At 62.5% G+C, this 13,259-nt stretch carries 11 protein-coding genes; 9 read left to right on the forward strand and 2 right to left on the reverse strand.

What is annotated here, in order from left to right; genetic code table 11:
* Positions 1 to 67: 67 nt before the first annotated feature.
* Both AC2EBU_RS08350 and miaB read left to right on the forward strand, forming a co-directional pair.
* Positions 68 to 415 (forward strand): hypothetical protein, encoded by a 348-nt coding sequence (locus AC2EBU_RS08350; protein ID WP_484609894.1) that lies wholly within the window; start codon positions 68 to 70, stop codon positions 413 to 415.
* A gap of 122 nt (positions 416 to 537) precedes the next feature.
* Positions 538 to 1,890 carry a tRNA (N6-isopentenyl adenosine(37)-C2)-methylthiotransferase MiaB gene (gene miaB / locus AC2EBU_RS08355; protein ID WP_484609895.1) on the forward strand — a complete coding sequence of 451 codons (1,353 nt, stop codon included), beginning with the start codon at positions 538 to 540 and terminating at the stop codon, positions 1,888 to 1,890.
* A gap of 84 nt (positions 1,891 to 1,974) precedes the next feature.
* Here miaB and ffh read toward each other — a convergent pair whose 3' ends face one another.
* On the reverse strand, positions 1,975 to 3,354 hold the full coding sequence (gene ffh / locus AC2EBU_RS08360) for a signal recognition particle protein (RefSeq protein WP_484609896.1): 1,380 nt from the start codon (positions 3,352 to 3,354) through the stop codon (positions 1,975 to 1,977).
* Between the two features lie 87 nt (positions 3,355 to 3,441).
* Here ffh and AC2EBU_RS08365 point away from each other — a divergent pair, with 87 nt between their 5' ends.
* The 7 genes from AC2EBU_RS08365 to AC2EBU_RS08395 all read left to right on the forward strand — a co-directional run bounded on the left by AC2EBU_RS08365 (position 3,442) and on the right by AC2EBU_RS08395 (position 12,884).
* Positions 3,442 to 4,248, forward strand: coding sequence for a cytochrome C assembly family protein (locus tag AC2EBU_RS08365; RefSeq protein ID WP_484609897.1), 807 nt, complete (start codon positions 3,442 to 3,444; stop codon positions 4,246 to 4,248).
* Complete coding sequence (locus AC2EBU_RS08370) at positions 4,245 to 4,475, forward strand: PP0621 family protein (RefSeq protein ID WP_484609898.1); 231 nt, start codon at positions 4,245 to 4,247, stop codon at positions 4,473 to 4,475. The genes AC2EBU_RS08365 and AC2EBU_RS08370 overlap by 4 nt, the downstream gene beginning before the upstream one ends.
* On the forward strand, positions 4,475 to 6,199 hold the full coding sequence (locus AC2EBU_RS08375; RefSeq protein ID WP_484609899.1) for a sensor histidine kinase: 1,725 nt from the start codon (positions 4,475 to 4,477) through the stop codon (positions 6,197 to 6,199). Before AC2EBU_RS08370 ends, AC2EBU_RS08375 begins: the two co-directional genes overlap by 1 nt.
* On the forward strand, positions 6,196 to 7,725 hold the full coding sequence (locus AC2EBU_RS08380; protein WP_484609900.1) for a sigma-54-dependent transcriptional regulator: 1,530 nt from the start codon (positions 6,196 to 6,198) through the stop codon (positions 7,723 to 7,725). Before AC2EBU_RS08375 ends, AC2EBU_RS08380 begins: the two co-directional genes overlap by 4 nt.
* A 7-nt stretch (positions 7,726 to 7,732) precedes the next feature.
* Entirely contained in the window at positions 7,733 to 8,290 is a 558-nt protein-coding gene (gene ampD / locus AC2EBU_RS08385; protein WP_484609901.1) for a 1,6-anhydro-N-acetylmuramyl-L-alanine amidase AmpD, read from the forward strand.
* 405 nt (positions 8,291 to 8,695) lie between these two features.
* Positions 8,696 to 11,602: a ribonucleoside-diphosphate reductase subunit alpha gene (locus AC2EBU_RS08390; protein WP_484610147.1), complete on the forward strand. Its 2,907-nt coding sequence runs from the start codon at positions 8,696 to 8,698 to the stop codon at positions 11,600 to 11,602.
* Positions 11,603 to 11,699: 97 nt separating this feature from the next.
* Entirely contained in the window at positions 11,700 to 12,884 is a 1,185-nt protein-coding gene (locus tag AC2EBU_RS08395; protein ID WP_484609902.1) for a ribonucleotide-diphosphate reductase subunit beta, read from the forward strand.
* A gap of 105 nt (positions 12,885 to 12,989) precedes the next feature.
* Here the strand turns inward: AC2EBU_RS08395 and AC2EBU_RS08400 are convergent.
* Positions 12,990 to 13,259: hypothetical protein (locus AC2EBU_RS08400; protein ID WP_484609903.1), on the reverse strand; the 270-nt coding region annotated here is incomplete at its 5' end.

Consider the following 13,259-nt stretch of genomic DNA (forward strand, 5'->3'; position numbering starts at 1 on the left):
CGATTAGGCTGGGGTTTTTTCTTCTGGCTGCTACACTGCGCCCGCCCACAGCTTCTGGACAGACACCATGAACCGCTGCCTCAAACTCCTGCTGCCCTTCGCCTTGGCCGCTGCGACCTGCGCCTTGCAGGCACAGACCCTCAAGCGACCGTTTCCGCCCCATGCCTTGCGCGGCAACCTGATAGTGACCGCGCCACCGGAAGTCACGCTGGACGGACGCACGGACCGACTCTCCCCGGGCGCCCGTATCCGCAATACCCAGAACACGATTGCCCTGTCAGGCAGCCTGGTAGGTCAGGAGCTGGTTGTCAACTACGCCCGGGATGCGGCGGGACTGCTGCACGAAGTCTGGATCCTGACCGAGACCGAGGCCGCCGAAAAGCGGCCCACTGCGGCCGACCTCGCCCGCCGCTGAACCGGGCGGGGGGCGACATCCCGACGGCGACGGGCCTAAGGGGCAAACCAACCGCCTTTTGAGCCCATACCCATGGCAAAACGGTCATGTTTTGCTATCCTTTTTCATACCATCAATTCGCCATGTCCAAGAAAGTTTTCATCAAAACCTTCGGCTGCCAGATGAACGAGTACGACTCGGACAAGATGGCCGATGTGCTGGGCGCCGCCGAGGGCTACGAGCCCACGCAGGACGTCGAAGAAGCCGACCTGATCCTGTTCAACACCTGCTCGGTGCGCGAAAAGGCGCAGGAGAAGGTGTTTTCCGACCTGGGCCGGGTGCAGCACCTGAAACAAAAAGGCGTGCTGATCGGCGTGGGCGGTTGTGTGGCCAGCCAGGAAGGCGCCGAAATCATCAAACGGGCGCCGTATGTGGACGTGGTGTTCGGCCCGCAGACCCTGCACCGTCTGCCCGAGATGCTCAAGGCCCGCGCGCGTCAGGCACGCCCGCAGGTGGACATCAGCTTTCCCGAGATCGAGAAGTTCGACCACCTGCCCCCGGCACGCGTCGACGGCGCCTCGGCTTTTGTGTCGATCATGGAAGGCTGCAGCAAGTACTGCAGCTACTGCGTCGTGCCCTACACCCGGGGCGAAGAGGTCAGCCGCCCGTTCGAGGACGTGCTGGTCGAGGTGGCCGGACTGGCCGATCAGGGGGTGAAAGAGGTCACGCTGCTGGGCCAGAACGTCAACGCCTACCGCGGCGCGATGGGCGACAGCGGCGAGATCGCCGACTTCGCGCTGCTGATCGAGTACGTGGCCGACATCCCCGGCATCGAGCGCATCCGCTACACCACCAGCCACCCCAACGAGTTCACCCAGCGGCTGATCGACGTCTATGCCAAGGTGCCCAAACTCGTCAGCCACCTGCACCTGCCGGTGCAGCACGGCAGCGACCGCATCCTGATGGCCATGAAGCGCGGCTACACGGCTATGGAATACAAGAGCACGATCCGCAAGCTGCGCGCCGTGCGGCCGGACATGGCCATGAGCAGCGACTTCATCGTCGGCTTCCCCGGCGAGACCGAAGACGATTTCGGCAAGATGATGAAGCTGATCGAGGACGTGGGCTACGACACCAGCTTCAGCTTCATCTTCAGCCCCCGGCCGGGCACACCCGCCGCCAACCTGCCCGACGACACCCCGCACGAGGTCAAGCTGCGGCGCCTGCAGCACCTGCAGGCCACCATCGAGGCCAACGTGCGCCGCATCAGCGACAGCCGCGTCGGCACGGTGCAGCGCATTCTGGTGGAGCGCCCCGCGCGCAAGGACCCGACCGAGCTGGCCGGCCGCACCGCCTGCAACCGCGTGGTGAACTTTCCGGGCGGCCCGAACGCGGCGCGCCTGATCGGCCAGATGGTGGATGTGCGCATCACCCAGGCCTACCCGCACTCACTGCGGGGCGAAGTGCTGCTGGCCGAATCGGTGACGACCGCCTGAAATTGTTATCTTATTGATAGCAAAAGATGACCATTCCACGCTGGGTAATGGCCAAAAAAGCCTGAAACTCCGGTGTGGCGTGCCTCAGAACGGCATGCGCGGCATGCCGCCACCGCCCAGGCCCTTCATGCCGCCCATGCGCTTCATCATCTTCATGAGGCCGCCGCCCTTCATCTTCTTCATCATCTCCTGCATCTGCTCGAATTCCTTGAGCAGGCGGTTCACTTCCTGAACCTGAACCCCGGCGCCCGCGGCGATGCGGCGCTTGCGGGTGGCTTTGAGCAGTTCGGGCTTGCGGCGCTCCAGCGGCGTCATGCTGTGGATGATGCCCTGCTTGCGGGCGATGTCCTTCTCGGCGCGGCTGAGATCGGCTTCGGACGCCTTCGCGGCCATCTGCGTGGGCAGCTTGTCCATCAGGCTGGACAGGCCGCCCATCTGCTTCATCTGCTGGATCTGGGCCAGGAAGTCGTTCAGGTCAAAACCCGCGCCGCTCTTGACCTTTTCGGCCAGCTTCTGCGCCGCCGCCATGTCCACGCCGGCCGTGACCTGCTCGACCAGGGCCACGATGTCGCCCATGCCCAGGATACGTCCGGCGTGGCGCTCGGCGTCGAACACCTCCAGGCCGTCAATCTTCTCGCTGGTGCCGGCGAACTTGATCGGCGCACCGGTGATCTGGCGCACCGACAGCGCCGCGCCGCCGCGCGAGTCGCCGTCGGTCTTGGTCAGGATGATGCCGGTCAGCGGCAACGCGTCCTTGAAGGCCCTGGCGGTGTTGGCCGCGTCCTGACCCTGCATGGCGTCGACCACGAACAGCGTTTCGACCGGCCGGAGCTCGGCGTGCAGTTCGCGGATCTCGCGCATCAGCGCCTCGTCAATCGCCAGCCGGCCGGCGGTGTCGACCAGCAGCACGTCGAAGTAGTGCTTGCGGGCGTAGTCGATGGCGGCGCGGGCAATGTCCAGCGGCTTCTGGTCCGGCGCGCTGGGAAACCATTCGGCCCCGGCCTGGCCGGTGACGGTCTTGAGCTGCTCGATGGCGGCGGGGCGGTAGACGTCGCCGGACACCGTCAGCACCTTCTTCTTGCGCTTTTCGATCAGGTGTTTGGCCAGCTTGGCGGTGGTGGTGGTCTTGCCGGCGCCCTGCAGGCCCGCCATCAGGATCACAGCCGGCGGCTGGGCGGCGAGATTGATGTCGGAAACACCCTCTCCCATCGTGGCGGCGAGTTCGCGGTTGACGATGCCCACCAGCGCCTGACCGGGCTTGAGCGAGCCCATGACCTCCTGACCCAGCGCTTTCTCCTTGACCCGTGCAATGAAGTCCCGCACCACGGGCAAGGCGACATCGGCCTCCAGCAGCGCCATGCGCACTTCGCGCAGCATGTCGGTGACGTTGGACTCGGTGATGCGGGCCTGGCCGCTGATCTGCTTGACGAGGCGGGAGAGCTTTTCGGTGAGGGCGGAGGCCATGAGAGGAGTTCCCGGGTGGGCTGGGCGGCGCGGTTTTTGCATCAAGGGGTTCGATACCCCGCAAGAGCAAACGAATAAACTGTGCACATGATTCTATCGAGTGCCTCTCCCCTCAGCTGGGGTCTGGGCCTGTCGGCGGCTTTTGCCTATGCACTGACGGCCGCCGCAGGACAGCGTTTCGGGCTTGGCGCATTGCGCACGCTGTTGACCGGCGCCTGGCTTTTGCATGGCGCCTTGCTGGCCCTCGGGCTGGCCAGCGAGCCACCGCGTTTCGGTTTCGCGACCGCCATCTCATTTACCGCCTGGTTGGTGCTGACGATCTACGGTGTAGAGAGCCAGCTTTTTCCGCGAATGCGGGCGCGCTGGGCGATGGCAGGACTGGGCGGTATTGCGGTGTTGCTCGGGATGGCGTTTCCCGGCGCGGCGCTCGCACCCACCACCTCGGTCTGGCTGCCCTTGCATTGGGCCCTCGGAGTCGCATCCTACGGCCTGTTTGCGGTTGCGGCAGCGCATGCCTGGCTGATCTCGCGTGTCGAGCGCCAGATTCGGCTGGCGGCCGACGCCCACAGCGGTATCCCGCTGCTGACGCTGGAGAGGCTGACGTTCCGCTTCATCGCTGCCGGATTCGCTCTTCTGTCTGCGACGCTGGTCGCAGGCTGGTTTTTCGGCGCCGGGTTGTACGGCAACAGCGCAACCGGATTGCGCTGGGACCACAAGACCATTTTCTCGCTGCTGTCATGGCTGACGATCGCGATCTTGTTGTTCGGCCGCCTGCGTTACGGATGGCGCGGCCGCAAGGCCATCCGGTTCGTTTATGGTGGCGCCGCACTGCTGCTTCTGGCCTACGCGGGCTCGCGCTTTGTCATGGAAGTACTGCTTGGGAAAGCCGCGTGAAATACCTCGTCCTGCTCCTGGTCGTCCTGGTTGCCATCATGCTGTGGAAGAAGCGCCAGCGGCCCGCACAAGGACAACCGAAGGCGACACCTTCAGCCACATCACACCCGCCGCTGGCCATGACCCGGTGTGAACGTTGCGGTATCCATCTGCCGGAGGCGGAAGCCGTTGAAGGGCGCAAGGGCTGGTACTGCGGCACTGCGCATCGCGACCAGTCGGAGTCCTGATGGCCGGCATCAGGCACGTCGAAGAAGCCGGGCCGTCATGGTTTTCGAGCCTGGCCCCGACACCCGACGACGACCCGACCACTCCACCACTGGCCGACGCTTTCGCCCGCCTCTGGCGCGGCTTCATGACCACCCGCGTCATGCTGGCGGCCGCCCTGCTGACGATCCAGGTCAGCCTCTACAACATGGCCAACGCCATGACCCTTTGGCTGGTGGTGCTGTGCGCCTTGTATCTGGCAGAAGCCTCCGCAGTCCGGCTGTTGGCAAAACCGCGTCCGCCCGGCCACCGGTTCGACGGCCAATGGGCGGTCACGGCGGCGGTCGATCTGTTGGTTTTTTCGGTGCTGCAAGCGGCCCAGTCAGCCAACATCAGTTACACACCGGTGTTTGCCCTGCCGGTCCTGATGGTATCGGTGCTGGGAACCGCCATGCTTGCCGGCGGCACGGCGGCACTCGCGACCCTGTTGTTGCTGGCCGATGCCCTTTGGTTTTCGCGGCCCGGCTCGCCCGGGGAACAGGCGGCCCGCCTGTTGCAGGCCGGGCTGACCGGTTTTGGTCTGCTGGTGGTTGCTTTTCTGACGAACCAGCTCGCGGTGCGACTCGCGCGGGAGGAAGCGACCGCACAACGCAACCGAAAAGCAGCACAGACGCAACTTCAGATCAACGAGGTAGTCATCGAGAACCTCAGTGACGGCGTGCTGGTTGTCCGCCATGATCACTGGGTCAGTGCCGCCAACCCGGCCAGCCACACCCTGATCGGCGACAACGGGGCATTGCCGGCCGTTCCCTTCAGCCTGATGGAAAACCCGGGCTGGTTTCCCTTGGTCGATGTGGTCCGTAAGACTCTGTCGACCCATTCCAACCAGAATGTCGATCTCGATCTGCGCGCCGAATCGGGACAGACATCCAGCCTGCGGGTGAGAAGCTGCCTGAGCCCAGGCGCCGGTGATGCAGGCAACGATCTGTGCGTACTGTTTCTTCAGGATCGCCGTGAGATCGAGGCGCGCATCCGAACCGAAAAACTGGCCGCCATGGGCCGGGTTTCGGCTGCCGTGGCGCATGAAATACGCAACCCTCTGGCCGCCATCAGCCAGGCCAATGCCTTGTTGCTGGAGGAGCTCGCTGACACCACCCAGCGTCGCCTGGCGTCCATCGTCCAGTCCCAGTCGCAGCGCCTGGCAGCAACCGTCGACGACATTCTTGATGTGGTGCGCATTGATCATCAAGACATGACCTACCCACAACCCTTGCCTCTGGATGAACTGGTCTTGACCATCTGCAGCGAGTGGCGCCTCAGCTGCGGACTGCCGACCATCCTGGAAACCCATTTGCATGCCAACGGCACAACCGTGCTTTTTCGACCCGAACATCTTCGCCGGGTCCTGGTGAATCTCTTGGACAACGCCGCGCGCCATGGGGACCCGACCGTGCCCATCCGTGTCGTCACTGGGCAGCTGACCGGCCGCTGCGAACTGGCCGTCTGGAGCGGTGGCCCACCGCTTGACGCAAGCGTCGAAAGGCACTTGTTCGAGCCGTTCTTCTCCTCAAACAGCCGCTCCAGCGGACTCGGGCTCTATATATGCCGGGAGTTGAGTAGCCGGTATGGAGCGGGCATCCAGTACCGACGGCGTCCATTTGATGACGGCGGGGGGCTGGTCACCGGCAACGAGTTCTGCCTGACGATGACCGACCCGTCTGGCCGCTTTGGAGCACCCCTGCAATGACAAACTCCCTCAACCGCGCAACGGTTGGTGTCCTGGTGGTCGACGACGAACCCGACCTGTGCACCCTGTACGAACTGACGCTCTTGCGTGAAGGCTATGAGGTCCGAACCGCCGGATCCCTGAAGGAAGCACTCTCCGCGCTGGAAGAAGCGAACTATGCCGCGGTCATCACCGACATGCGGCTGCCCGACGGTACCGGTCTGGATCTGCTGCGCGAACTGGCCCGGCTCGGCCGTTCCGAGAAGTCGATTGTCATCACCGCTTACGGCTCCGCAGAGAATGCCGTCGATGCGCTCAAGGCCGGAGCATTCGACTACCTGACCAAACCGGTTGACCTGAAGGCGTTTCGAAACACCGTCGCACAACTCGTCGGCAATCGCGGCGAGCCAGCTACTGACACGGACCCATCCGGAAAACGGATGCTGTCGGGCACGCTCCGGCGAACGGACGGCCGGGTCACTCCGGCGTCGGGTCACAAACACTCGCCAGCGCTGGAGCGACTGGTGGGCCATTCAGAGCCGATCTGTCGACTGCGTCAGCAGATCGAAAAAGTGGCGCTGAGCATGGCCCCAGTGCTGGTGCGGGGCGAATCGGGTACCGGCAAGGAGCTGGTGGCCCGCTCCATCCATGATCGTAGCCACCGCTTCGCCGGGCCGTTTGTCGCCGTCAACTGCGGCGCCATCCCAGAGAGCCTGCTCGAAGCCGAATTTTTCGGCGCCCGCAAGGGCGCCTACACCGGCTCTACGCATGACCGCGAGGGCTATTTCCAGGCGGCCACGGGCGGCACGCTTTTTCTGGACGAAATTGGCGATCTGCCGCTGGCCATGCAGTCCAAATTGCTGCGGGTCATCCAGGAGCGCCGCGTCAGACCGATCGGCGCGACCCAGGAGGAGGCAGTCGACGTACGTATTGTCAGTGCCACACATAAAGACCTGGCCGGAGAGGTTCACAGCGGACGCTTCCGGCAGGACCTTTACTACCGGCTCAATGTCATCGAACTGAAGGTGCCCGCGTTACGCGAGCGTCGTGAGGACCTGCCACTGCTCTGCGAGAGCCTCATGCAGAGGATCGCCAGGGAATCGGGGATTACGCCACCTCTTTTGTCGCACGGGACCATGGAACAACTGATGCAACACCCACTTACCGGCAATGTCCGGGAACTGGAGAACCTCTTGCATCGGGCGCTCGCCCTGGGCGAAGGCGGTGACCTGAGTTTCGAGAACCTGTCCTCCATGGCCACCGAACCGCCGGTGGCGCTGGCTTCGGTGTTGGCACCCTCGCCGGCACGGGTGCCCGAACCTGCGCGGGATGCAACTGGCACCGACGACATTCCCGACAACCTGCAGGCATGGCTGGATGACCGGGAACGCGAAGTGCTGCAGAAAACTCTGGCAATCACGCGCTACAACCGCACGGCTGCCGCGCAGCGCCTCGGGCTCAATCTCCGCCAGATGCGATACCGGATGGCCCGCCTGAACATCACGGTGCCCGGCTCCGGTGGCGCGGACGCCGATGATCTGGCCTGAAGCTGCGATGCACACGTGGCGCAACGGATGGTGGACTGCGGCGAGCCCTCACCCCTCTCCCAATTTTGGTCCTCGACCGCGTGGCGCAGTTGTCGATCTGATCGTTGTCCACTCGATCAGCCTGCCACCGGGCGAGTATGGTGGCGACGCCGTGCTGGATTTCTTCAGCAACCGGCTCGACTGGACCGCCCACCCCTATTTCGCCGAGATTCGCGGCATGCAGGTTTCGGCCCATTTTTTCATTCGGCGCGACGGCGCGCTATGGCAATGCGTCGATGCCGACCAGCGGGCCTGGCATGCGGGGGCATCCCGCTATCGGGGTCGAACCAACTGCAATGACGATTCGGTGGGGATCGAACTGGAAGGGCTGGAGGGGAAAACCTTTACGGCGTGTCAATACGAAGTGCTGACTCGTGTGTGTCGCGCATTGGCGCGCCGATTCCCGATTCGTCATGTTGTCGGCCACGAACATATCGCACCGGGCCGCAAGGGCGACCCAGGCCCCGGCTTCGACTGGTTGAAGCTGCGCCGTCAGCTCGGCTGGTCACCTCCGTGTTTTCCCTGATGCGTCCGCGTCAAGGGTCCGTCCGGCCATCAGTTTTACAGGCTTCGCCGGTTCGCAACCGTCATAGGCGATAGAGGATTCAAGCGGCGTTTCCGGGCCAAACCGCCTGGCAAGGCCCGTCAATTCTTGGGATCGTGGGGAAAACGGCGCCTTTTCAAGGCTTGCGGGAAAGCGCTGCCACCGATGGCGACCGGGACACCTTCAGTTACGGATCTGACAATCCCAGTGGCTGGACAGCTTGATTCGCCCTCAACCCACGATACACTACCGGTAGTGCCCAACAAGGCATCGCAACACTACCGGTAGTGGTCCTGTTCAGCTCCCGGTGTGATTCGCAGCCGGCGCAGCCATCCGCCGACTGCCACCGCGTCAACCCGGACAACGCCAGCACAACGAGAGGAACTGATGCAAATCTCCCAAACCTATTCCCCGTCCCACACCAACTTGCCCGGCCCAACCGGTGCCGGTGTCGACCGCGCCGATCCGGCACCAAATCAGGCATTGGCCCACTATCAGATCATTCGCCGCAATGGCGCCGTCGTTCCGTTCGAGCCAAACAAGATCGCTGTCGCCATGATGAAGGCGTTTCTTGCAGTACACGGTACGCAGGGAGCGGCTTCCGCCAGCGTCCGGGAGACCGTCGAGACCCTCACGCATGCTGTTGTACGAGCACTGGTGCGCTCGCGCCCCGGTGGTGGCACGTTCCACATAGAAGACGTGCAAGATCATGTGGAATTGGGGCTCATGCGCGGCGGGCACCACGAAATCGCCCGTGCGTACGTGCTGTACCGCGAACGTAGGTCCCAGGAACGTGCGCGCCAGGCCAGCACCCAGGTGCCCCAGTCCCCGACACCAACCCTGCATGTGACCGACCGGGGTCGGCGCGTGCCGCTTGATATCGGCCAGCTGAAGTCGCTGATCGAATCGGCCTGCGGGCAGCTCGGCGCTGATGTGAAGCCCGAACCGATTCTTGCCGAGACCATGCGCAATTTGTACGACGGCGTACCGCTCGACGAGGTACACAAAGCGGCCATTCTTGCGGCGCGGACCCTGATCGAGAAGGACCCTGACTACACCTACGCCACAGCGCGTCTGCTGTTGCACACGATCCTCAAGGAGGTTTTCGGCGAGGAAGTATCGGCCACCGAGATGGGCGCCCGTTATGCGGATTATTTCCCCGCATTCATCCGCCGCGGCGTGGAGCACGAACTGCTTGATGAACGGCTCTTGCAGTTCGACCTGCCCCGGCTCGGCGCCGCCCTGAAAGCGGATCGTGACCAGGGCTTCGACTACCTCGGCCTGCAGACACTGTACGACCGCTACTTCCTGCATGTCCGCAAGCAACGCATCGAGCTGCCGCAGGCCTTTTTCATGCGAGTCGCAATGGGACTGGCTCTCAACGAACTGGATCGTGAGGCGCGGGCCATAGAGTTCTATGAGGTGCTGTCGCGGTTTGACTTCATGTCGTCTACGCCGACTCTTTTCAATAGTGGCACCCGGCGCTCGCAGCTGTCGTCGTGCTACCTGACGACGGTACCGGACGACCTGGACGGTATCTACGAGTCGATCAAGGAGAACGCGCTGCTGTCGAAATTTGCCGGCGGCTTGGGCAATGACTGGACCCGGGTGCGGGCACTGGGTTCGCACATCAAGGGAACAAACGGCGAGTCGCAAGGGGTAGTGCCGTTTCTCAAGGTGGTCAACGACACCGCAGTCGCGGTCAACCAGGGCGGCAAGCGCAAGGGAGCCGTGTGCGCATACCTCGAAACCTGGCACCTCGACATTGAAGAGTTCCTGGAATTGCGAAAGAACACCGGCGACGATCGCCGACGCACGCACGACATGAACACGGCCAACTGGATACCGGACCTGTTCATGCGCCGGGTGATGGAGAAAGGTGAGTGGACATTGTTCTCTCCATCCGACTGCCCGGACCTTCACGACCTGTACGGTACCGCTTTCGAGACGGCCTACACGGCCTATGAGGCGAAAGCCAAAAGCGGCGAAATCCAGCCAACCAAGACTGTCCCGGCGGTCGATCTCTGGCGCAAGATGTTGTCGATGCTGTTCGAGACGGGGCATCCGTGGATCACTTTCAAAGACGCCTGCAACGTCCGCTCACCTCAGCAACATGCGGGCGTGGTTCATTCCTCCAACCTGTGCACTGAAATCACCCTGAATACCAACGATACCGAGACAGCCGTGTGCAATCTCGGTTCGATCAATCTGCGTCAGCACCTACGGGACGGCCAGGTCGACCAGGAAAAGCTGCGCAAGACCGTGGTGACCGCCATGCGCATGCTGGACAACGTCATTGACATCAACTACTACGCCGTGCGCAAAGCGCGGGACTCCAACCTGCGTCACCGCCCGGTTGGTTTGGGGATCATGGGGTTCCAGGACGCACTCTACGAGTTGCGCATTCCCTACGCGTCCGAATCGGCTGTCGAGTTCGCAGACCGCTCTATGGAAGCGGTCTGCTATCACGCCTATTGGGCCTCGACCGAACTGGCACGGGAGCGCGGGCGATACTCGTCTTACCGAGGCTCACTCTGGGATCGAGGCATCCTTCCACACGACACGCTGGACATGCTCGCGCGCGAACGGGGCGGATACGTCGAGGTGGACCGCTCGTCCAGCCTCGACTGGGATGCATTGCGTCGCAAAATCGCCACCGATGGAATGCGCAACTCCAACTGCATCGCCATCGCGCCGACGGCCACCATTTCCAACATCATCGGGGTCGATGCCTCCATTGAGCCGAGCTTCGGCAACCTGTCGGTGAAGTCCAACCTGTCGGGTGAGTTCACGGTCATCAACAGCTATCTGGTTCGTGACCTCAAACGCTTGGGCCTCTGGGACGACGTGATGGTCATGGACCTCAAACACTTCAAGGGCTCGTTGTGGTCGATCGATCGGGTCCCGACCGAAATCAAGTTGCTCTATGCCACCGCGTTCGAAGTCGCGCCCCAGTGGCTGGTCGAGGCCGCCTCGCGTCGACAGAAGTGGATTGATCAGGCGCAGTCGCTGAATATCTACATGGCTGGCGCGTCGGGCAAGAAGCTCGATGAAACCTACAAACTGGCCTGGCTTCGGGGCTTGAAGACAACCTACTACCTGCGCACCCACAGCGCCACCCACGTCGAGATGAGCACAGTCAGTACCCGGCAACTCAATTCCGTATCCAGTGGTGATGGCGGCATGAACGGCACTGGCACTGTGGCACATGACCGTCCATCCGAACCTGAGCTGGCTGCGACCGACATCAAGTTTTGCGCCATCGACGACCCCGGCTGCGAGGCCTGCCAGTAAAACCGACGCCACAGGGCAACATTCGTTTCGATCGAGTGCGCGTAGCCCTTTTCCTTCAACCCTCTTTGCTACCATAATACGAGCACTGGAAACCACCATGCTGTCCTGGGACGACACCGTCACACCTTCTGCACTGCCGGCCTTGCAACCTGTCGAACGGGGCGGTCTTGCGACCGTTGCGCCAAACAGTCTTGCGGTGCCGTCCGCCTATCAAACCCCTTCGAACATCAGCACTCCCGCGAAGGCGGCCCCTGCGGCGTCACACCGACGTGTGAACGCATCCGACAAGCGAATCATCAACGGCCAGACCGACGTCAACCAACTGGTACCGTTCAAGTACAAATGGGCTTGGGAGAAATACCTCGCCACCTGCGCAAATCATTGGATGCCGCAGGAAGTCAACATGAATCGCGACATCGCGCTCTGGAAGAGCCCCAACGGCCTCTCCGACGATGAGCGGCGCCTCATCAAGCGCAATCTTGGCTTCTTCGTGACTGCCGATTCGCTGGCGGCGAACAACATTACATTGGGAACATACCGGCACATTACCGCACCGGAATGTCGGCAGTTCTTGCTTCGGCAGGCGTTCGAAGAGGCCATCCACACGCATGCATACCAGTACATCGTGGAGAGTCTGGGTCTTGATGAGGGCGAGATCTTCAACGCCTACCATGAGGTCGCATCCATCCGGGACAAGGACGAATTTCTTATCCCGTTCATTGACGCGATCATGGACCCGAATTTCCGCACGGGAACGCCCGAGGCGGACCAGACGCTGCTGAAGTCCATCATTGTGTTCGCGTGCCTGATGGAGGGGCTATTCTTCTATGTCGGTTTCACCCAGATTCTGGCGCTGGGGCGACAGAACAAGATGACCGGTGCCGCCGAACAATACCAGTACATCCTGCGTGACGAATCGATGCACTGCAACTTCGGCATTGACCTGATCAACCAGATCAAGCTGGAAAACCCCCACCTCTGGACTGTCGAGTTCAAGGCGGAGATACGAGCCCTGTTCGTCAAGGCCGTCGAGCTGGAGTACCGCTACGCGGAGGACACGATGCCACGTGGCGTCCTGGGCTTGAACGCCTCCATGTTCAAGGGCTACCTTCGCTATATCGCCAATCGCCGAGCCACGCAGATCGGCCTTGAGCCCCTTTACCCGAATGAAGAGAACCCGTTCCCCTGGATGAGCGAGATGATTGATCTCAAGAAGGAACGCAACTTCTTCGAAACCCGCGTCATTGAGTACCAATCCGGCGGAGCACTCTCCTGGGATTGATCATTCGAATGAACGACCGCCTTCCACAGCAACTCTTGGCATCGCCCCGGCGCGTTGCCCCGGCTGTGATCCCGAGTTCATGGCGTTGGAGTCGTCTGTCCAGGGTCATGAATCGCTTCGTGCGTCACAACAGGCACGAAGTGTTTCCCTCTGTTGATAGTCCAACTTGATCAAGGAGAAAATCATGGCAACTGCGAAGAAGGCCGCCGCTCCGGCGAAGAAGGCCGCCGCTCCGGCGAAGAAGGCTGCGGCTCCGGCGAAGAAGGCCGCCGCTCCGGCGAAGAAGGCTGCGGCTCCGGCGAAGAAGGCTGCGGCTCCGGCGAAGAAGGCTGCGGCTCCGGCGAAGAAGGCTGCGGCTCCGGCGAAGAAGGCCGC

This window comes from Curvibacter sp. T50 (genome assembly GCF_057219955.1).